We start from the raw sequence: 18,469 nt of genomic DNA, 5'->3' as shown, positions 1-18,469 counted from the left end.
CGCCCAAAGGGCGTCGGATACGAGAGGTGAAGCCATACACCTCTCAACAGCCCAAACGCCCTTTTGTTAGGTGCTCTAAGGCCTTCCTCAGGACGCCGCATCACGGTCCGCCGGTCCAACTGCGCCATGGCCTGCTGGATAAGGCCCGGCCGTTCAGCGGCCGGGCGGCAGGAAGCTGAGGTCGCAGGCCCAGACCCGCTCGCCGCCGCGGTCGGCGATGTCGCGCACCACGCCGGCCTTGGCGAGCTGCTCCACCAGCAGATGCACCCCGCGCAGCGACAGGCCGCAACGCCCCTTCAGCTCGCCCGCCACCCGGCTGATGGTGAAGGCCGGACGGTCGTGCAGCCAGTCCAGCACGTCGGGCAGCCGCGAGCTGCTGCGCCGCGGCGTGGCGGCCAGCCGCGCCTCCCAATGCTCCTGCAGCAGATCGAGGTGGCGCAGCCGTTCCAACTCATGCGCCACCAGCTCGGGAATGCTGTCGAGGATCCAGCGGGTCCAGGCGCCCTCGGTCCCACCCAGGGCGAGCCGGTAGCCGGTGACGTCGCGGGCGAGCGCTGCCGTCAGCGGCGGCCAAGCATGATGCAGGCGGCAGGCGGCACGGACCAGATCGGGGGCGGCGAGCCACACCACCACGCTCCACCAGGAGGTCGGCGGCCGCCCCGCCGCGACCGCGGCGCGCAGGGCGACGCTTTCGACATCATCGTCCGGACCGCGGCGCTCCGGCGCTCCCGGGTCGGGCCGCAGCGCCAGGGCGCGGATCGCCGCCGCAGCCCCGAGCAGGCCGGGGGCGGCATCCAGGGCCTCGGCCACCGCCTGCAGCGCCGGACCGGCATCGGCGGCGCGGGCCTCGCCGAGGCCGACCGGACGGCCGCCCTGGGCAACACTCCAGCGCTGGTGCAACTCGTCCAGCCAGGGCCGGGTCCAGGGCGCCAGCAGCGGCGGGACGGCGCCGGCCGCATCGCCTTCCACGTCCTCCGGGTCCTCGCCGCCCCCGAGATCGACCGCCTCCAGCGCGGCGATCGAGGCGCGCACCGCGGCCACGACGTCCCCCGGGTCCGCCTCCCTGGCCGGGACCGACGCAGGCCGGACGGGGGCGCGCTCCGGCGGCAGGGCGACGGTCAGGCCGGCCGGCAGCTGGGCGAACAGCGGCACCAGCAGGGCGGCGCGGGCGGCCTCGCCCTGGGCGTGCTCCGGGGCGGCCAGGGCGCGCTGGAAGTCGTGGGCGTCGAGGCGGTGGCCGTCGAGCCGGATCACGGCGGCGGCCGAGCGGCGGGCGGCATCGGCGGCGAGGCGTCGGCGCCGCGCCGGGTCGGCGAGCGCCTGGTCGAGGCGGCCGAGCGCGCGTTCGGCGGCGAGCAGGGCGGGGAGAAGGGAGAGGAGGATCATCGCGGCTCCGGGACAGCCGCGCCAGGATAGCCGATTGCAGCGATCTTTTCTAACTGCACCGACATCGGGAAGCGGGCGAACCTTACCCAGCATGGGGTTGCGCGTCCGACCATCTCGGCCGGCGCTTACCGGCCGATCGTCTGGTTTGGCGTCTTGTCTCGCTGTCTGCGGAGAGGATTGGGGGCAGGCGTGGCGGCCGAATTTTTTCCGCTGGGTATCAACCGGACGGTTATAGTCATGCGGTAGACCTGAAAACAGGGTATTCTAGCGCAGCCGGCCGGATGGGGTTGCCTTGCCCTGTTGGTTGGGAAGCCATCGGACACAGGAAACAGGCACCCATGGCCCTCATCGGCTACGCACGTGTCTCCACCGAGGACCAGTCGACCGAGGCGCAGTTCCTCGACCTGAAGGCATTCGGCTGCACCGAGGTCTTTCGGGAGAACGCCTCAGGCGCCGACCGCGAGCGGCCGCAGCTCAAGGCGGTGCTGAACCGGGTCCGCAAGGGCGACACGCTGGTGGTGGTGCGCATCGACCGCCTGGCACGCTCGCTCGCCCATCTGCTCGATGTGATCGATGGCCTGGAACGCAAGGGAGCGGCCTTCAAGTCGCTCGGCGATCCGATCGACACCGGCAGCCCGCAGGGGAAATTCACCCTGCAGATCCTCGGCGCCGTAGCCGAGTTCGAGCGCTCGTTGATCCGCGAGCGGACGAAGGCCGGCGTGAGGGCCGCCAAGGCGATCGGCAAGCAGCCGGGCAATCCGGGACTGATCGCCAAGGACCCGCTCGCCCGGCGCCGGGTGGCCCACGCCCGGGACGACCGCCTCAGCGAGCGGGTCGCTGCGGGCGCCGGGGAGTTTCTGCCGGTCGTCGAACGGCTGCGGCCGGCGCACCCGTGGGACCGCGTCGTCGACGTGCTCAACACGGCGGTGAAGAAGCGCCCGGGCGACAACCCGGCGCCCTGGACGCGCGACGCGCTGATCCGGGCCGTCCGTCGCCTGGTCGGCGACGGCTTGGCCGATCCCAGCCTGCTGAAGGCGGCGCCGCGCCACTCCAAGAAGGCGGTGGTGCAGGACAGGCGCTTGGTGGAATTGGTCGCCACCATCCACAACGCGACCGATGGGGAGAAGCCGACGCTCGCCCGCATCGGCCGCCAGCTGGAGCGTCAGGGCATCCCGACCAAAACCGGCGCCCGGACCTGGGCGCCATCGAGCGTCAAAGCCCTCCTCGACCGGGCCCGAGAGCAGGGCTTGCTTCACCCTTCCGAGGACAAGACTGTGAAGCCACGCGTAGCCGGGACGGCGGTTCAGTCCCGACCGCAAGGGCCGGGCTGAACGTCGATGGACTGCGGGACGGATTGCCGGGGGAGCCGTCCTGCGCTCGATCGGGTTGATGGAAGGCTCAAGCGGCCTTGGCGACGCTGCGGGCCAGGGCCCGGCGCTCGATGCTGGCGGCGAACAGCGGGGTTTCGCGGCTGTTGTGGTCGCCGCCGTCGCGTTGACGGGCGGCCGCGGCGTCATCGAACGGCGTGCCGTGCTTGTCGATGAAATCGAGGAATTCCTGGGTCGGGTGGGCGACCACGCTGTTGGTGTACTTGCAGCTCTTATCGTCGATCTTCTCGACGCTGAGGGTCCAGATGACCTGGACACGCGTGCGGCCGTTCGGGGTGAAGGCGTCCGAGGTCGAGACCATCTTGCACAGGCTCGGGGTGGCGACCTCGGCAACGTAGTGCTGGACCATCAAGGTCTGACCGATCATCTCCACATTGATCGACATGCGCTTGCCGTCGTCGGTCGTGGTCGAGCCGGCCGAGATGTGGTCGGGCGGGCAGCAGCGCTGGTACTCGGCTTCCGGCAGATTGAACAGCCAGTCGGCGATGTCAACCTGCTCGATCGGCAGGTTGATGACCGCCGAGAAGGCGGACTTGGAGAGTTGCTTTTCGGTGATGATGATGTCCGACATGGTTGGCTCCCATTGGCGCTGGGCGCGCCGCGAACCTTCACGACGCTTATCCGGCTCACCCAGACCGACGCCTCGCGCCGGCCGTTGCGGATGAGTTCCAAATATCGGACCGGCTCCAACGAGCAGACAGTTGGTACTTGGTATAGACCGCTCACTGCTTCCGTATTTCAGCTCCATGCGAAAGTCTAACAGACCATTTCAACAATCAGATGACGGCAGGGGTCGATCGGCTTGAGATCGGGACCCTGGATCGGCGCGGGAAAGGGGCTCTGTCGCAGATTTGATGGCGCTGGATTGTTGTCCGTTCCGGCTTCATCCGCGGCATCGGCATCATGGCTCGATCTGCGCCGGGAGGAGACCAACGGCGTCATTCTCGCCTTGGCCAAGGAGGGCGTCGCCATCCAGGAGATCGTCCGCCGCACCGGTCACAGCCGCAAGCTCGTCCGCAAGGTTGTCCGCGGTCATCGCGACGGAGCCCGTATTCCATGCCGATTCACAGTTGGACGATCGGACTTGAACGTCGAGTGAAGCGCGCTTCACTCCTTGGCGTGCTCTTCCGGCTGCGCACCACCGTCGTCGTCCCAGCCACGAAGCCGGGCGCCACGCTCCAGCTGGCGTTGCCGTTCATCGGCAATGCTCACGGCAGCCGGGAGCGCCGAAGCGGTCTGAATGAACATTTTCCCGCGCAGAAAATGGACCGACGACAGGCGCTTGCTTGGGTGGGTGGCTAGCATGACGGCTTCTCCTCTCCGGTGCGGTCCACAGTAGGAACTGGACTGACTGCACCGCTCTTGCGTGTTCCTCGCCGCGACAGTCATCCCGGCATGAGGGTGAAGGCACCCGACCGGTCCCGACCCGGTTTCACGTGCCCTGCGAACCATGCCCCTGCGAACCGTATGGGGGTTCCGTTTCCGGCGTTTCCGCCGATGCCAGGATCCTGTCCAGTTCATCCGGGTCGATGAGCGCCGTCTGCGCCATGCCCGACCCTCCATTGGAGCGTCCATCGACATGCGGCAGATGGATCCAGGTCGCAGTACGGCGGTACACGGGGAAAGAGAGCGAGTCGATCAGCTCCTCGTCGGTTTCCACGACGTAGCTCCCCGCCGGCTGCACTCCGTCCATGCCGCTCAATTCGAAGGGACGGGTGAACGTCACGGTCCTGGTGGTTGTGCGGGTGAATGCGGTGCTCATCGAAAGATGCTCCCGTGCATGTCCGGCGGTTTCCGAAGGTGCTCTCCGGGTCAGGTCGCCGGTCGGACGAATGACCTGGTAATCGCATTTTGATGGCAAGCTTTGATGGCAAGCGAGGTGCCCGTTCGAATTGACGGGCTTGCGGCGGATGGCGTCCAGCAGATGCTATTCGGGTGGTCGAGCGCAGCCGTCGTCGCAGCCGTCGTCTTTGCAGGACGTTCATCTTGCAGCAGACACGCTATCCGCTGAAGCCCGAGAACGCCAACCCTGCAAGAAAGCCGACTGACATGCCAAGTGTCAGATAGGCCATGCTTTTCCATTTCGGCGCGGACAACGCCCAGGCTGCACGCTCTGAAGCGGTCCACTCTGATAGCGTCGTATTCCTGAGCGTCATCGCAACCTCCTGTTACGAGTTTCATAATGAATATGGTGGCGATAATTTACGACACAATGATCAACCTCAAATATTTATATCAAATCTCATTTGGCGCAAAATCCTGTACGCTTTTCTTTTCTTAATTCTTATACGCTTTTATTGCCTCAATGTGGAGCGCGATCCTTCCCCCGCTCCATCGGGGCAGGTCGCGGCGACGCCGTTGCGATGCCCGGCTCAAGACGCCATGAACCGGACCGCCTGGACCGATTGCCAGATGGTGAAGGTCGCGACGAAGAGAACGGCGGCGGCAACCGCCAGGGACAGCGCCAGCAACACCCCGTCCTCCTCCAGATAAGCCAGGGCGATCAGCATGATCGTCACGGCCGGCACGACGTTGCTCAGGGGGATCGGGACGAAGAAGACGCTTGTCAGCGCGAGAACGACCAGCCCGACCACACGCGTCGTCGCTTCGAACGGCGTCTTCCAGCGCGGGTGTATGACCGTCTCCATGCGCCTCAGCACCGGCACGGCACGATCGACCAGCCGGACCAGGCGCCGTGTCGAAAAGCGCCGGGACGTGATGATCCGGGGAAAAACCGGACTCTCGCGCGCCAGGATCATCTGGAAAGCGGGAACGGTCAGCAGCAGCCCGACGACCGGCGACGTTCCCGGAGCCAGCCCGATCAGCGCCAGCAGCAGCAGAACGATGCCGAAGGAGCGCTTGTGGAGTTTTTCCAGCAGCCAGCCGAGCGTGATGCAGTCCGCCGGAGCCTCGTCCAGCAAGCCACGCAGAACCTCGGATGTCGGGATATGCAGCGTCATGACCGCTTCGCTCCGGCCGCTTGGACCCGTCGCCATCGGGCGGTCACGCCGGGATCTCGGGCGGTCACGCCGGGATCGACACCGTGACGGTGGTGCCCTTGCCGGACCTGACGGTCACGCCGCCTTCGATCTGCTTGGCCAGCAACTCCATCAGGGTGAGGCCGAGCGAGCCGGTCCGCCGTTCGTCGGGCATGCCGACGCCGTCGTCACCGATGGTCATGCACAGAAGGCTGCGCGAGGTGTGGCGGAACGAGACGGCGATGCGGCCGGGGCGTCCATCGGGGAAGGCGTATTTCAGCGCGTTGATCATCGCTTCGTTGGCGATGAGGGCCAGCGGGATGGCCTGATCCGGCTTCAAAAAGGCCTCGTCGGCATCGACGTCCAGCACGATGTTCGGGCTGGGTGCGGCCCCGAAGGACGCCAGCAGGTCACGGCACAGCATCCCCAGATACCCGCCGAACTCGATCTCCTGCAGCCCCTGCGCCCGGTAGAGCTTCTCGTGGATCTCGGCCATGCGGTCCAGCCGCTCCACGGCGCTGTGCAGCGCCTCCTGCACGGCCGGCCCCTGGCTCCGGGCAACGCTCAGCTGGATGCGCAGAAAGGACGAGGCCATCTGCAAGGTGTTCTTGACGCGGTGGTTCACCTCCCGCATCAGGTCGTCCTTGTCGCGCAGCAGCAAATCCTTGTCGTAAAGCGTTTTGCGCAGCACCCGTTCCACTTCGATGCGGCGCTCGACTTCACTGGCGAGCTGGCGGTTGAGATCGTCCAGCCGCTCGGTGCGTGACGAGATGCGGCGGTCGAGCTCCTCGTTGAGCTGCCGCAATTGGTCTTCCGCCGCCTTGCGCTCGGTGATGTCGACAAATGAGGCGAAGTGGTAACGGATGCGCCCCTCCTCGAAGACGGGGGCGACATGCTGGAGCACCCACAGCAGCTTTCCGTCCTTCCGGTAAAGCTGCACCCCGCGCACGATGGCCTCCCCGGCGCGCACGGCCAGGTCGATGGCACGCGCCACCTCCGGGTCGGTGTCGGCGCCGGACAGGAGGTGATAGCTCCTGCCCAGAACCTCCTCACGCGCATAGCCGCTCAGTTTGATGAACGCGGCGTTGACGAAGACGACCGGCACATCCGGCAGGGTCGGATCGGCGATCAGCATCGGCATCAGGGTCGATTCCGCGGCCACCACGAAGGGACCGCCACGCGCCTCCTCCGCCTTGACCATCTTCTCTGCGTCCTTCTGGTCGCGGGGATTACCGGGCATGCAACGCTCCCTGCGTTTGGTCGTTTCTTTTGAAAAGATACAGGTGCGGACCACAGGCTCATTATACGCAAAAGTGGCGCCGACACATCGACGGACGCCTGATCTGACAAACAAAACATATTAATTATCCAGAGAAAGCAATTTTCTCGAAATCACGAATGTCATAATACCGGCCACATTTCTTCAAACATTATCTCCTTTTAGCTTACGATTTATAGTGGAGTTCTCATAATTATATTTCTGCGCCAATTGATTTTTTGCAGCGCAGCATAATATTTGCCTAAGTCATTCAGGTCGAGCCCGGCGCTCCCTGCCCGCACCCGACCACCATCCCGAACAGTCATGGAGACGACATGGACGACGGCACGCACCCGACTCCCACCACCCGCCCCACCATTCACAGCGCCAGCGACGAAGCCGCGGCAAGCGCCGAGGCATCCAAGAGGCCCAACATCCGCCCCAGCATCCGCAGTGCCAGTGAAGAGCAAGCGCCGAAAGCCGGCGCAGCGGCAGCACAGGCCTCCCGCGGCCTCCTCGGCCAGCAGCCGAGACCCTGGCCGCCGAAGCTGTCCGGCAGCGGCAGCATGGGTGGCTTTCCGGATGCCGGACGGGCGACGGAATCCGGCAATGCTCCGGCAGCGATTTATGGGGGAGGCCTCGCGGAGGCCGTCACCTTCATGAACCAGGCGGTCGAGCGCCAGAACGAGATGATGAGCAGCATGCTCCGGGCCCACGGCCCGCAGGACATCATGATGGCGGGCAGCCGCTATCTGCTCGGCGGCTGGCTGGCCTTCTTCGAAGTCAATGTCCGCATCGCCCAGGCCGCGTCCCGCATGACGGAAGGCGCCAAGCAGATGACGCCCCGGCCCGAGGCCTGACGCCGCCGCCGGCATCCGGCCGGCTCTTTCCAGCTCCCCGGCCCACCGGAACCGCAGGAGCAGAACCGCAGGAGGACCTCCGTTGACCAACTCGGACGAAAACGGGCCGCAGACGCTTCTCGCCGTCGAAGAGCGGGTGAGCGTCAACAAACGGGCCCAGGTGACCGGGACCGTTCATGCCCGCACCATCAGCCACGAGCATGAGCAGCCTGTCGAAGCCGACCTGTCGGTGGAGACGCTGGAGGTCGAGCGGTTCCCCGTCGGACGCTTCGTCGATGCCCCGATCCCCGACCGTCAGGACGGCGACACGACCGTCATCTCGGTGATCGAGGAGGTGGCGGTCGTGGAGGTCCGCCTGAAGCTGGTGGAAGAGGTCCGGATCACCCGCCGCACCGCGAGCCGCAAGATGACCGAACGTGTCACGCTGCGCCGGCAGGAGGTCGTCGTCGACCAGGATCCGCCGCCGGACGCCCCTGCGGCCTGAGCGGCCTGCCTTATCTCAAGCCCCTGAAATACTTTAAATCCTACTGGAGAATATCATGAGCACGATCGTCGTTGGACTTTACAAGGAAAGCGGTTCCGCCAAAAAGGCCTTCCAGGCTCTGATCGCGGCGGGCTGCCAGGAAGCCGATATCGAAACCTTCGGCGGCCCCGACAGCGCCGACAAGGCCGCCCGGGGCCTGCTGGGGCACGGCTTCGAGAAGGAACTGGCCGAGCAGTACGGTGCGGCCATCCGCCAGGGCCACACCCTGGTCGCGGCCGACATTGCCGACCAGGATGCCGACGCGGCGGAAGCCATCCTCGACGAGAATGGATCCGTCGACCTGCCCGCCCCCTCGGCGGCGGGTAAGCCGGCCCAGAAGGCGGGCAACGGCGGCAGCGTCGAGCAGGAGACCCTCCAGTCGGTGAAGGAGGAGGTCGAGATCGGCAAGCGCCGGGTCGCCAAGGGCGGGGTGAAGGCCACGTCGGAGGTCACCGAGACGCCGGTCCGGGAAACCGTGACGCTGCGCGACGAGACGGTGGATGTGGAACACCGCAAGGTCGACCGGCCCCTGAGCCCCGACGAGGAGAAGGCCGCCTTCGGTGAGAAGACCATCGAGCTGACGGCGGCCTCCGAAACGCCGGAGATCACCAAGAAGGCCCGCGTCGTCGAGGAGGTCGTGCTGTCCAAGACGGCGTCCGAACAGGAAAAGACCGTGGAGGCCGTCGCCCGCCGCACCGACGTCAAGGTGGAGCCGGTCGGCGGCAGGGCGGACGCCAACAAGTCCGGCGCCAAGCCCGGCAACAAGCAGTGATCTGAAGCGCACAATGCGTGGCAGGGCGGATGTCAACCGCCCGCCTCCGACGGCCACCCCGGGCAAAAGCCGGGGTGGCCGTCCGGCTGCCGAAGGGGCGGGTGGATCGCATCCTGGATGAGGGCGACGCCGCACCGGCCCGGATCAGCGGGTCGTCATCGACCAGCACCACCACGGCACCGCCCCCCCGGCGTCGTCCCCAGGCATCGTCGCGGACGGCGGCTTTTGGGTCACTTCTCCTATGGCCTTGACACCGCTTGGAACATAAAGCGAACATTGTACTCTTGTTTGGCCTGGGAGATTGCAGATGAGCGACCATGACGAGATGGCGCGTGCCTTTGATTTCGAGATTGGATCCTGGCACGTCTCGCATCGCCGTCTGCGAGAGCGTCTGGCCGGCTGTCAGGAGTGGGACAGCTTCACCGGAACGGCGGACATGCGGCCGGTGCTTGGCGGGAACGGAAACATCGAGGACAATTTTCTGAACCTCCCGCAGGGCGCTTACAGAGCGATTGCAATCAGGTCCTACGATCCACGGCGCGGGCTCTGGGCCATCTGGTGGCTTTCCACCGCCGATCCGCTTTCGATCGAGACCCCGGTGATGGGACGGTTCGAGGGTGAGGTCGGAACTTTTTACGCGGATGACTGCTTCAAGGGGCGGCCGGTCAAGACTCGTTTCCTCTGGCTGGATACCCACACCGCCAGCCCGCGCTGGGAGCAGGCGATGTCCGCCGACGGCGGCGAAAGCTGGGAAACGAACTGGACCATGGATTTCAAACGGGCGGAGGCGGGGGCAGGGGCCGGTGAGTTTGTCGTTGCGTCCGGCACCGGCGCCGCTTAGACCGGATCGCGTAAAATCGGAATCGATTTGGTGCGTGAATCCAATCGCCAAACATGAAGCCACAGCGTCGCGCGTTTCATATTGAACGCACGACGCTGCAGATGCCGGGGATGTCCGCCCGTCCCGGGGGCTCCAACAGCCGCGTCCCGCCATGTCCCTGCCCCCCATTCCCCTCCTTCCCAAACGGAAGGACACGGGCGACCGGCCGTCCCTGCACCCCGCTCCGGAGGGCCGTCACGGCGGCTGGTTCCGCAGCCGCCTGTTCCTGCTCCGCGCCCTGGCCAGCCGGAATGTCCGCGACAATGATTTCGCCATCGTCGCCCTCGGGGTGCTTGCCGCGGCCCTGATCGCCGGCGGGGTCGCCCTGCTCCAGAAAGCCGTCGGGCTGCTGCATTCGGTGCTCTTCGATCTCCCGCGCGGCGCCCATCTGAGCGCAGGCGTGGCCATCGGCCCCTGGCAGCCGCTGATCATTCCGATGGTGGGCGGGCTGGCGCTCGGCATTTTCGGCAGCTTCGCCCGGCGCCTGCGGGCGAAGGACATCGTCGACCCCATCGAGGCGAACGCGCTCTACGGCGGCACGATGTCCCTGCTCGACAGCCTTCGCCTGGCCGCCTCGACCTTGATGTCCAACGCCTTCGGCGCCTCGGTCGGCATGGAGGCGGCCTACACCCAGGTGGGGGCGGGCGTCACCTCCACGGCCGGGCAGGCCTTCAAGCTTCGCCGCGCCGACCTGCGGATCCTGGTCGGCTGCGGCGCCGCCGCCGCCATCGCCGCCGCGTTCAACGCCCCGCTCGCCGGGGCCTTCTATGCCTTCGAACTGGTGATCGGCAGCTATACGCTCGCCGCCCTGGCGCCGGTCAGCCTGTCCGCCATCACCGCCGGCATCATCACCCGCTGGACCAGCGGCCACGACACCATCTTCGCCGTCTACGACGCCGTCAGCGTGGGTCCGAGCGACTATCCCTTCTTCGTCCTGGTCGGCATCGGCGCCGCCATCCTCGGCATCGCCACGATGAAGGCGGTGACGCTGGCGGAGCGGCTGTTCCGGGCGGCACATGTCCCCGGCTGGCTCAGGCCGGCCGTCGGGGGGCTGCTGGTCGGGGCGATCGCCATGCTCTACCCGCAGGTGCTGGGCAGCGGCCACGGCGCGATCCAGCACAACATCGTCCTCGGCTATGACGGGATCGTCCTGGCGGGCCTGCTGGCCGCCAAGGTCATCGCCTCGTCCATCTCCCTCGGCTCCGGCTTCCGCGGCGGGCTGTTCAGCTCTTCGCTGTTCCTGGGCAGCCTGTACGGCAGCCTCTTCGTGAAGATCGTCGGCTGGCTGCTGCCCGACGTGGGCATCCACTATACCGCCTTCATCCTGATCGGGATGGGGTCGGTCGCCGCCGCCATCGTCGGCGCCCCGCTCACCATGGTCATGCTGGTCGAGGAGGCCACCGCCGATTTTCCCGTCACCCTCGGCGTGCTCACCAGCGTGGCGGTCGCGACGATGATCGTGCGCCGGACGTTCGGCCATTCCTTCGCCACCTGGCGCTTCCACCTGCGCGGCCTGCCCATCCACGGCGCGCACGACATCGGCTGGATCGAGAACCTGACGGTGGGACGGATGATGCGCCGCGACGCCAAGAGCGTCCCCGCATCCATGAGCCTGGCCGAGCTGCGCCGCATGTTTCCGCTCGGCAGCGCCAAGCAGGTCTTCGTGCTCGACGAACGCGGAGCCTATGCCGGCATCGTCACCCTCTCCACCGTGCATGATCCGACCCTGCAGGCGGACATGGACCAGCGCACCGCCGGCGATCTCGCCCGGTCGGCGGATGCCGTCCTGCTGCCGGGGCAGAATGTGCGCAGCGCTCTCAAGCTCTTCACCGACACGGAGGAGGAAAGCCTTCCGGTCGTGGAGAGCACGGCGACGAAGCGGCTGCTCGGCTATTTGACGGAGGCCTACGCGCTGCGCCGCTACAATCAGGAACTGGAACGCAAGCGCGCCGAGGAGCTGGGAGAACGGCACCTCTTCGGCTGATCGTTCGGCTGATCGGGGAGCATCCTCCGCCACCCTGTTCTTCTGCCACATCCCCCTCTCCGAACGCGCGAAGCCGTGCCTGCCGGCGGCGGATTTATGCTCGTGCCCATACCGGCGTCCACCGGCCTTCGGCAACCCTGACAGCAGTGGGAGGTTGGCATGAGTATGATAAGGCGCAGTTCCGCCGAGTTTCTCGGGACATTCTGGCTGGTCTTCGGCGGCTGCGGCAGCGCCGTGCTCGCCGCCGCCTTTCCGCAGGTCGGGATCGGACTGCTCGGCGTCTCCCTCGCCTTCGGCCTCACCGTCCTGACCATGGCCTATTCCATCGGCCACATCTCCGGCTGCCACCTGAACCCGGCGGTCACGGTCGGGCTGTGGGCGGGCGGGCGGTTCCCGGCCAAGGACATCCTGCCTTACGTGCTGGCCCAGCTGGTCGGGGCCTTCGCGGCGGCCCTGGTCCTGTATGTCATCGCCACCGGAAAGGCCGACTACAGCCTGGCCGTCAACGGCCTCGCCGCCAACGGGTACGAGGCGCACTCGCCCGGCCAGTACAGCATCACCTCGGCCCTGGCGATCGAGCTGGTGCTGACCTTCTTCTTCGTGCTGGTGATCCTGGGCTCCACCGACCGGCGGGCGCCGGCCGGCTTCGCGCCGCTGGCCATCGGCATGGCGCTCGTCCTCATCCACCTGATCAGCATCCCGGTGACCAACACCTCGGTGAACCCGGCGCGCAGCACCGGTCCGGCGCTGGTGGTCGGCGGATGGGCGCTGCAGCAGCTCTGGCTGTTCTGGCTCGCGCCGCTGGCCGGCGGGCTGGCGGGCGGACTGGCCTACCGCGCGCTTGCCGAAGAGGCGCCGGCGAAGCCCGCCATCACCGGGCAGGCGGAAAGCTCCTCCACCTGATCTGGATGCAATCGAGGAGACCGGTTCGCAGGGGCCGGTCCCGGATGGCGCTCCCCCCTATAGCCCGCAGATGTCGCAACGCCCCGCCGCCGTCCACTGTTATTCAGGCAGGACAGACGGCGCAGAAGGCGTATTCATGCGGCAGTTCGACCCCGATTCCAATCCAATGACCGAAGCCGATTACGGCATCGTGCTGGGCCTGTTCATCGGCATCTATCTCGGCCTCCTGGTGGTGTCGGCGCTGCCGTGACCATCTTCCTCACGGTCCCTCCGGCAGCATCAGGCAGCGGTTGACCAGATTCATCAGCTCGCTCTGGCGGCTGGTTCCGGTCTTGGCGAAGATGCTGCGCAGCTGGCTGCGCACGGTGCTGATCGCCACGCCGCGGCGGTCGCCGATCTCGGCCGGGGTCAGGTCGGCCAGCAGGTCGGCGACCAGGGCGGCCTCCACCGGCGTCAGGCCGAACAGGCCGCCCAGCCGCGCGCCCAGCCCCGGCGCCACGGCAGCCGGGTCGACGATATAGACCACCGCCCGGATGCGGGCGCCGTCTCCGCCGAACGGCCCCGCCGCCTCGGGCGACAGCGGCAGGACGGTCAGCAGATAGGGCGCCCGGCCGGACGGGCGCGACACCCGGAGGTCGGCCGCCTCGCCCCGGCGCACCGCCGCGGTCCTGGCACCGGCCGACACCGCCGCCTCCAGCACATGGGAAAGCCGGCGCGCCTCGGCCCCCTGTTCGGCCTGCAGACGCCCCTGCTGAAGCCGCAGCCCGTCCCGCGCATCGACCATCGCCTGTCCGGCCCGGTTCAGGCAGAGGATCCGCCCGGCCGCGTCGAGCAGGGCAACCCCCATCGGCAGGCGGTCGATCATCCGGCCGCTCCACAGGACGTCCTCCTCCCGGCCGTCCTGGCGCCCCCACAGCCGGACGCGCAGCCGTATCGCCCGCTGAAGATGCGGGGCGCAGCCCTGCAGGAGCCGCACCGTCTCGTCGGGGAAGGGGGCGGCGTCGGCCGGCCGGTAGAGGCTCAGCACCGGCTGCACCGGCGCCAGTTCGCCGCCGTCGGACAGGGCGAGCGCGCACAGCCGGCCCATGCCGTGACCCCGCAGCAGCTCATTGAAGAAGGCGGAGCGCCGCAGCACCGCGTCGGACACCAGTTCCTCGCCGCGGCGGACCCCGCAGCGGCTCAGCAGGCCACGCGCCGCCGCCGCGTTCGCCCAGACGTCGCGGTGACGGAAATGGGTGGTATAGTCGACCAGTTGCCTGTCGGTGATGTTGTGGCGGGCCCACAGCGCGTCGGCCCGGCTGTCGTGATGGGAGGCGGTGGTGAACAGGAGGCCGTGCGTCGCATCGCTCAAGGCGCAGAGCCGTTCCAGGATGCCGCCCCAGCGCTCCGGAAAGGTCACCGCGTCGTAGATGTCCTCGATCAGCGAGTCCGCAGCCTGCGCCATGGGGGAAAACCTCCGCTTGCAGACAATTTCCTGTAGGCAATCGCCCGCGCTCAAGACCAATCGGTTGCGTATGACCATAGGCCGAGCGTTTCGTCCGTCATGTGAAGGATGCGGTCGTTGTAATTTTCCTCAAAAGTCGTCGGATCGACCCCTTGCCGGAAACAGGAGTCATCGAAGCGGAGCAAGGCCCCCATGACGGACGACTGCGGAATGGAAGACGCCGCCCTGCCGGCGACCGGCGGTCCGGCCATGCGCAGGGGCGGGAACCGGGTGCGCTGGGCACTGGTCGCCGACCGCAGTCCGCTGCTGCGCGAAGGGCTGCGGCTTTATCTGGAAACGCTGGGATGGCGGGTCGTGGCGGGCGGCACGATGGACGAAGGGCTGGCGCTGCTGGCGCGGGGCCACCTCGCCCTGTTCGATCGCTGCACCCCCGGCCCCCTCGTTCCCGACCTGATCGTGATGGGGGAGACGGGTCAGGAGCGCCGGGAAGCTTGCGGGCCGTGGCCCACGGCCTTCGACCGGCTGGCGGCGATGCGCGGTGCCGTGCGCCCCGTCCTGTTGTCGATCGCCGCGGCGAACCGCGACCTGACGGTCCGGGCCCGCGACCGCGGCTTCGAGGCCATCCACATCGACATGCCGCCGCTGAACCTGGAAGATCTGCTGCTGGGCTGCGTCCGCCGGATCGAGCGGGGTGAGGTGCGGGGGTGAGGTGACGGCGTGGAGCGAATATATGTTTTCATGAAACCATGTCATCTTATCGATGCCATATCGTCTTATCGATGAATGACCTGCTTTGTTGACGGGGCATGAATTGGTTCAGTGATGAGATGCCGGGCCGCTGCGGATGTCTGCTGCGCGGCCAGGCGGTGGAGGAGCAGGCCGGGAAGCCGCATCCGGGTTGACGCATCCGGGTTGACAACGGCGACACCTGGGCGGCTTTTCAACCAGACCGAACCGCAAGTTTCCCACCGCGAGAAAGACGGCCCGCCTCCATCATGCCCCCCTCTATCATGCCCAACGAGTCACACCCGGCCCCGAACGCCAATCGCCGCAGAGCCGCCTTCTTCGACCGTGACGGCGTGCTGAACGAGGACATCGGCTTCGCCCACCGCCCCGACCAGATCACCTGGATGCCGGGGGCGAGGGAGGCGGTGAAGCGGCTGAACGATGCCGGCTTCCTGGTCTTCGTCGTCACCAACCAGGCCGGCGTCGCCCGCGGCCTCTACAGCGAGGAGCATGTGCGGACCCTGCATCGCTGGATGCAGCAGGAACTGCATGCCGTCGGCGCCCATGTCGACGCCTTCTACCACTGCCCGCACCATCCCGAGCATGGCGAGCCGCCCTACCGGACCGACTGCGCCTGCCGCAAGCCGGAACCCGGAATGCTGCTGCAGGCGATGGCCGAGTGGCCGGTGGAGCCGAAGGGCAGCTTCCTGATCGGCGACCGCGACACCGACCTGCAGGCGGCGCAGCGGGCGGGCATCGAAGGCACGCTCTACCGCGGCGGCGACCTCGACGCCGTCGTCGCCGGAATCATGGCGCGCTCCATGGACGGCGTGGCGGCGGGCGGCTAGAGTGCGATCGGTTCAGACGGAATCGTCTGAAGCGTGAATCGCACGGTAAATCAAAAGGCTAGAGTCTGTCCGATGCTTCAATAAGCATCGGACAGACTCTAGGACAGCCAACCTTCGACCGACGGCGCCAGCCACCGCCACAGCAGGGCGCCCGCCGCCAGCCAGAGGGCGATCATGACCGCGGCGGCGGCGACGCTGACCGGGCGGGCGGATCGGCGCGCCGCGGCGGCCCGGTGTTCGGCCAGAAGCTCCGGCGGGATCAGGCGGACGACCAGCAGGATGCCGAGCGGCACGATCAGCAGATCGTCCAGATAGCCCAGGACCGGGATGAAATCGGGGATCAGGTCGATCGGGCTCAGCGCATAGGCGGCGACCGCCATCGCCAGGAGGCGGACAGGCCAGGGGGTGCGCGGGTCGCGCGCCGCCAGATAGACCGCCAGCACGTCGCGCTTGACCGCCCGCGCCCAAGTCTTCGCCCATGTCTTCGCAGATGCCATTGCCGCCGATCCTATCCTCCGGAGCGGATATTTCAACGCATGAGACCGGATGTCCGGGATCACCCGAACGGGAGAGCGCAGTGCCGCTGGTCTCGGGGCAGGGCCGCCATGGGTAGTCGGCGATCCTTCGGTATAAACCTCCCGCGTCCTTTTTTACTTCCCGCAATCAGTCGTAGGTTTTGTTGCCCTTTTGAACAGATTTTCCAAGAAACGCCTTTGAACATCACCCGGAGGTTCCCATGCGGTTCCCGGTGCTCGACGGCTGGCGTGGCCTGTGCGCGTTATGCGTTGCCCTGTACCATTTGCACAGCATCGATCATTTCCACATGCTCGACTTCGTGCACGGCAGCTATCTTTTTGTCGATTTCTTCTTTGTTTTGAGCGGCTTTGTCATCGTCCACGCCTATTCCGGCCGCATCGGCGGCGGTGCGTCGGCCGGAACCTTCCTGGTCCGGCGGTTCGGCCGGGTCTGGCCGCTGCATGCGGCGGTGCTGCTGGCCTTCGTGGCGCTGGAATGCGTGAAGGCGGTCTCCGGACCATCCGGCGGCCATGCTGGAACCGCCGCCTTCACCGGGACCTATGCCCCATCGGCCCTGGTCAGCAACTTCGCCCTGGTCCATGCGCTGGGGGTGGAGGATCAATGGACCTGGAACATCCCGAGCTGGTCGATCAGCGCGGAGTTCTTCGTCTACATCACCTTCGCCATCCTCTGCCTGGCGGTGCGCCGGCCGATGGTGCTGGCCGTCGCCATGGCCACGCTCGCCGTCGCCGGCGCCCTGGTGGTGATGCGCTTTTCCGCCAACCACATCGACACCAGCATCGACTACGGCTATTTCCGCTGCCTCTACGGCTTCTTCACCGGCTGTCTCGTCTATCGGCTGTATCAGGCGGCGGCTGGCTGGCGCCCCGATAAAGCCGTGTCCCGGCTTGCCGGTGGGCTGACCGAGGCGGGGGCGCTGCTGGCGGTGGTGGCCTTCGTCTCGGCCGCGGGGGGCAACGCCCTGTCGCTGGCGGCCCCGCTCCTGTTCGGGCTGGTGGTGTGGGTGTTCGCCTTCGAAGCCGGGCCGGTCTCCCGCCTGCTGGCGACCTCGCCCTTCCAGCGGCTGGGCGCCTGGTCCTACTCGATCTACATGGTGCATGCCCTGCTGATCGCCGTGCTGCAGAAAGGCACGACGGTGATGCAGGGGGTCCTCGGCCGGCCGCTGTTCGTCGAACGCGAGGTGCAGGGCGGCAGCGACCGGTTGCTTTCCTTCGGCGACGCCTGGGTGATGGATCTGGTGAGCGGCGGCTATCTGCTGGCGGTGATCGTCCTGTCGGCCCTGACCTACCGCTTCATCGAACTGCCGGGGCAGGCGATGGTCAACGGCCTGCTGGTCCGGTCGCGCAAAGCCGCGCCGGCCAGCCCACCAATGGCCGAGGCGGCCTGAACGCCGCCCATGGTCATCACCCTCGGCCATCATCCGGGATGCATCGGGCCCGTCAATGCCGGGCGAAGACCTGCGGTCCGCCGGCGCCGCCGAACAGCATGACCTGATAGGGCTGGCCGACGCCCATGTCCATGCCGGGGGCGTCCTGCGGCATGCCGGGGACCGCCAGCCCGCGGGCCTGCGGCCGTTCGGCCAGAAGCCGCCGCACGTCGTCGGCCGGCACATGGCCCTCCAGCACATAGCCGCCGACCCGCGCCGTGTGGCAGGAGGCGAGGTCGTCCGGCACGCCGGCCATGCGCTTCATCGGCGTCACGTCGTCGACGGTGTGGACGGTGACCTCGAAACCGGCGGCGCGCATGTGCCGCACCCAGCCCTCGCAGCATTCGCAGCTCGCGGCCTTCCAGACCTCCACCGCCGGACCGCCGGCGGGAACGGCGGCGCGGACCATGCCCGGCAGCCCCATCGACCCGAGGCCGAGCACCAGAACGGCTGCCAAGGCCCCTTGCGCCGCCCCCCGCATCATCGTCCGCCGCGTCATGCTCATCGAATTTCTCCTAACGAAATCAGAACTTTGGTCCGGGCGTTCCCTCGAACA

General features: G+C 67.2%; 19 protein-coding genes and 1 pseudogene. 10 read left to right on the top strand and 10 right to left on the bottom strand.

Going from position 1 to position 18,469, the window contains the following annotated elements; all coding sequences use genetic code 11:
- Nucleotides 1-153: 153 nt before the first annotated feature.
- The gene (locus tag FZ938_RS21455) at nucleotides 154-1,386 is read right to left on the bottom strand and encodes a hypothetical protein (protein WP_149200467.1); all 1,233 of its coding nucleotides are present in this window, start codon (nucleotides 1,384-1,386) and stop codon (nucleotides 154-156) included.
- A gap of 338 nt (nucleotides 1,387-1,724) precedes the next feature.
- Here FZ938_RS21455 and FZ938_RS21450 point away from each other — a divergent pair, with 338 nt between their 5' ends.
- Nucleotides 1,725-2,717 (top strand): recombinase family protein, encoded by a 993-nt coding sequence (locus FZ938_RS21450; protein WP_149200466.1) that lies wholly within the window; start codon nucleotides 1,725-1,727, stop codon nucleotides 2,715-2,717.
- A gap of 67 nt (nucleotides 2,718-2,784) precedes the next feature.
- Here the strand turns inward: FZ938_RS21450 and FZ938_RS21445 are convergent, their stop codons facing one another.
- The 6 genes from FZ938_RS21445 to FZ938_RS21425 form a co-directional block, all read right to left on the bottom strand.
- Nucleotides 2,785-3,345 carry a hypothetical protein gene (locus tag FZ938_RS21445; protein WP_149200465.1) on the bottom strand — a complete coding sequence of 187 codons (561 nt, stop codon included), beginning with the start codon at nucleotides 3,343-3,345 and terminating at the stop codon, nucleotides 2,785-2,787.
- A 330-nt stretch (nucleotides 3,346-3,675) separates the two neighbouring features.
- Entirely contained in the window at nucleotides 3,676-3,810 is a 135-nt protein-coding gene (locus tag FZ938_RS31405) for a hypothetical protein (RefSeq protein WP_281497567.1), read from the bottom strand.
- Nucleotides 3,811-3,881: 71 nt separating this feature from the next.
- Nucleotides 3,882-4,079: a hypothetical protein gene (locus FZ938_RS21440; RefSeq protein WP_149200464.1), complete on the bottom strand. Its 198-nt coding sequence runs from the start codon at nucleotides 4,077-4,079 to the stop codon at nucleotides 3,882-3,884.
- A gap of 127 nt (nucleotides 4,080-4,206) precedes the next feature.
- Complete coding sequence (locus FZ938_RS21435; RefSeq protein WP_246457182.1) at nucleotides 4,207-4,536, bottom strand: hypothetical protein; 330 nt, start codon at nucleotides 4,534-4,536, stop codon at nucleotides 4,207-4,209.
- 610 nt (nucleotides 4,537-5,146) lie between these two features.
- On the bottom strand, nucleotides 5,147-5,734 hold the full coding sequence (locus FZ938_RS21430) for an exopolysaccharide biosynthesis protein (RefSeq protein WP_246457180.1): 588 nt from the start codon (nucleotides 5,732-5,734) through the stop codon (nucleotides 5,147-5,149).
- A 64-nt stretch (nucleotides 5,735-5,798) separates the two neighbouring features.
- Entirely contained in the window at nucleotides 5,799-6,992 is a 1,194-nt protein-coding gene (locus tag FZ938_RS21425; protein ID WP_246457179.1) for a sensor histidine kinase, read from the bottom strand.
- Between the two features lie 353 nt (nucleotides 6,993-7,345).
- Here FZ938_RS21425 and FZ938_RS21420 point away from each other — a divergent pair, with 353 nt between their 5' ends.
- The 6 genes from FZ938_RS21420 to aqpZ all read left to right on the top strand — a co-directional run bounded on the left by FZ938_RS21420 (nucleotide 7,346) and on the right by aqpZ (nucleotide 12,932).
- Nucleotides 7,346-7,870, top strand: a complete 525-nt coding sequence (locus FZ938_RS21420; protein WP_149200462.1) for a hypothetical protein — start codon at nucleotides 7,346-7,348, stop codon at nucleotides 7,868-7,870.
- An 82-nt stretch (nucleotides 7,871-7,952) separates the two neighbouring features.
- Nucleotides 7,953-8,354 (top strand): YsnF/AvaK domain-containing protein, encoded by a 402-nt coding sequence (locus FZ938_RS21415; protein WP_149200461.1) that lies wholly within the window; start codon nucleotides 7,953-7,955, stop codon nucleotides 8,352-8,354.
- 55 nt (nucleotides 8,355-8,409) lie between these two features.
- Nucleotides 8,410-9,165, top strand: a complete 756-nt coding sequence (locus tag FZ938_RS21410) for a YsnF/AvaK domain-containing protein (RefSeq protein WP_149200460.1) — start codon at nucleotides 8,410-8,412, stop codon at nucleotides 9,163-9,165.
- A 307-nt stretch (nucleotides 9,166-9,472) separates the two neighbouring features.
- Nucleotides 9,473-10,006, top strand: a complete 534-nt coding sequence (locus tag FZ938_RS21405) for a DUF1579 domain-containing protein (RefSeq protein ID WP_149200459.1) — start codon at nucleotides 9,473-9,475, stop codon at nucleotides 10,004-10,006.
- A 151-nt stretch (nucleotides 10,007-10,157) separates the two neighbouring features.
- Nucleotides 10,158-12,029: a chloride channel protein gene (locus tag FZ938_RS21400; RefSeq protein ID WP_149200458.1), complete on the top strand. Its 1,872-nt coding sequence runs from the start codon at nucleotides 10,158-10,160 to the stop codon at nucleotides 12,027-12,029.
- A 159-nt stretch (nucleotides 12,030-12,188) separates the two neighbouring features.
- Nucleotides 12,189-12,932 carry an aquaporin Z gene (gene aqpZ / locus FZ938_RS21395; RefSeq protein WP_149200457.1) on the top strand — a complete coding sequence of 248 codons (744 nt, stop codon included), beginning with the start codon at nucleotides 12,189-12,191 and terminating at the stop codon, nucleotides 12,930-12,932.
- A gap of 259 nt (nucleotides 12,933-13,191) precedes the next feature.
- Here the strand turns inward: aqpZ and FZ938_RS21390 are convergent, their stop codons facing one another.
- Complete coding sequence (locus tag FZ938_RS21390) at nucleotides 13,192-14,376, bottom strand: helix-turn-helix transcriptional regulator (protein ID WP_149200456.1); 1,185 nt, start codon at nucleotides 14,374-14,376, stop codon at nucleotides 13,192-13,194.
- 192 nt (nucleotides 14,377-14,568) lie between these two features.
- On the opposite strand from FZ938_RS21390, the gene FZ938_RS21385 reads away from it, so the two are divergent.
- Together FZ938_RS21385 and FZ938_RS21380 are read left to right on the top strand one after the other, a co-directional pair.
- Nucleotides 14,569-15,084: a response regulator gene (locus tag FZ938_RS21385; RefSeq protein WP_149200455.1), complete on the top strand. Its 516-nt coding sequence runs from the start codon at nucleotides 14,569-14,571 to the stop codon at nucleotides 15,082-15,084.
- Nucleotides 15,085-15,386: 302 nt separating this feature from the next.
- A complete protein-coding gene (locus FZ938_RS21380; protein ID WP_149200454.1) occupies nucleotides 15,387-15,950 on the top strand; it encodes a D-glycero-alpha-D-manno-heptose-1,7-bisphosphate 7-phosphatase in 564 nt (187 codons plus the stop codon).
- Nucleotides 15,951-16,111: 161 nt separating this feature from the next.
- Here FZ938_RS21380 and FZ938_RS21375 read toward each other — a convergent pair.
- Nucleotides 16,112-16,426 (bottom strand): annotated as a pseudogene (locus FZ938_RS21375) (YkvA family protein); the annotation flags it as partial.
- A 260-nt stretch (nucleotides 16,427-16,686) separates the two neighbouring features.
- On the opposite strand from FZ938_RS21375, the gene FZ938_RS21370 reads away from it, so the two are divergent.
- Nucleotides 16,687-17,874 (top strand): acyltransferase family protein, encoded by a 1,188-nt coding sequence (locus FZ938_RS21370; protein WP_149200452.1) that lies wholly within the window; start codon nucleotides 16,687-16,689, stop codon nucleotides 17,872-17,874.
- A gap of 52 nt (nucleotides 17,875-17,926) precedes the next feature.
- Here FZ938_RS21370 and FZ938_RS21365 read toward each other — a convergent pair whose 3' ends face one another.
- On the bottom strand, nucleotides 17,927-18,418 hold the full coding sequence (locus FZ938_RS21365) for a DUF411 domain-containing protein (RefSeq protein ID WP_149200451.1): 492 nt from the start codon (nucleotides 18,416-18,418) through the stop codon (nucleotides 17,927-17,929).
- Nucleotides 18,419-18,469 lie beyond the last annotated feature (51 nt).

This window comes from Azospirillum oryzae, assembly GCF_008364795.1.
Taxonomy (GTDB): Bacteria; Pseudomonadota; Alphaproteobacteria; order Azospirillales; family Azospirillaceae; genus Azospirillum; species Azospirillum oryzae.
Note: the sequence above shows the minus strand (reverse complement) of the source record. Positions and strands in the feature narration are given on the sequence as shown.

Coding starts and splice junctions, on each gene's coding strand:
- FZ938_RS21455 (WP_149200467.1), bottom strand. CDS start 1,386: ATGATCCTCCTCTCCCTTCTCCCCGCCCTGCTCGCCGCCGAACGCGCG.
- FZ938_RS21450 (WP_149200466.1), top strand. CDS start 1,725: ATGGCCCTCATCGGCTACGCACGTGTCTCCACCGAGGACCAGTCGACC.
- FZ938_RS21445 (WP_149200465.1), bottom strand. CDS start 3,345: ATGTCGGACATCATCATCACCGAAAAGCAACTCTCCAAGTCCGCCTTC.
- FZ938_RS31405 (WP_281497567.1), bottom strand. CDS start 3,810: ATGACCGCGGACAACCTTGCGGACGAGCTTGCGGCTGTGACCGGTGCG.
- FZ938_RS21440 (WP_149200464.1), bottom strand. CDS start 4,079: ATGCTAGCCACCCACCCAAGCAAGCGCCTGTCGTCGGTCCATTTTCTG.
- FZ938_RS21435 (WP_246457182.1), bottom strand. CDS start 4,536: ATGAGCACCGCATTCACCCGCACAACCACCAGGACCGTGACGTTCACC.
- FZ938_RS21430 (WP_246457180.1), bottom strand. CDS start 5,734: ATGACGCTGCATATCCCGACATCCGAGGTTCTGCGTGGCTTGCTGGAC.
- FZ938_RS21425 (WP_246457179.1), bottom strand. CDS start 6,992: ATGCCCGGTAATCCCCGCGACCAGAAGGACGCAGAGAAGATGGTCAAG.
- FZ938_RS21420 (WP_149200462.1), top strand. CDS start 7,346: ATGGACGACGGCACGCACCCGACTCCCACCACCCGCCCCACCATTCAC.
- FZ938_RS21410 (WP_149200460.1), top strand. CDS start 8,410: ATGAGCACGATCGTCGTTGGACTTTACAAGGAAAGCGGTTCCGCCAAA.
- FZ938_RS21405 (WP_149200459.1), top strand. CDS start 9,473: ATGAGCGACCATGACGAGATGGCGCGTGCCTTTGATTTCGAGATTGGA.
- FZ938_RS21400 (WP_149200458.1), top strand. CDS start 10,158: ATGTCCCTGCCCCCCATTCCCCTCCTTCCCAAACGGAAGGACACGGGC.
- aqpZ (WP_149200457.1), top strand. CDS start 12,189: ATGAGTATGATAAGGCGCAGTTCCGCCGAGTTTCTCGGGACATTCTGG.
- FZ938_RS21390 (WP_149200456.1), bottom strand. CDS start 14,376: ATGGCGCAGGCTGCGGACTCGCTGATCGAGGACATCTACGACGCGGTG.
- FZ938_RS21385 (WP_149200455.1), top strand. CDS start 14,569: ATGACGGACGACTGCGGAATGGAAGACGCCGCCCTGCCGGCGACCGGC.
- FZ938_RS21380 (WP_149200454.1), top strand. CDS start 15,387: ATGCCCAACGAGTCACACCCGGCCCCGAACGCCAATCGCCGCAGAGCC.
- FZ938_RS21370 (WP_149200452.1), top strand. CDS start 16,687: ATGCGGTTCCCGGTGCTCGACGGCTGGCGTGGCCTGTGCGCGTTATGC.
- FZ938_RS21365 (WP_149200451.1), bottom strand. CDS start 18,418: ATGAGCATGACGCGGCGGACGATGATGCGGGGGGCGGCGCAAGGGGCC.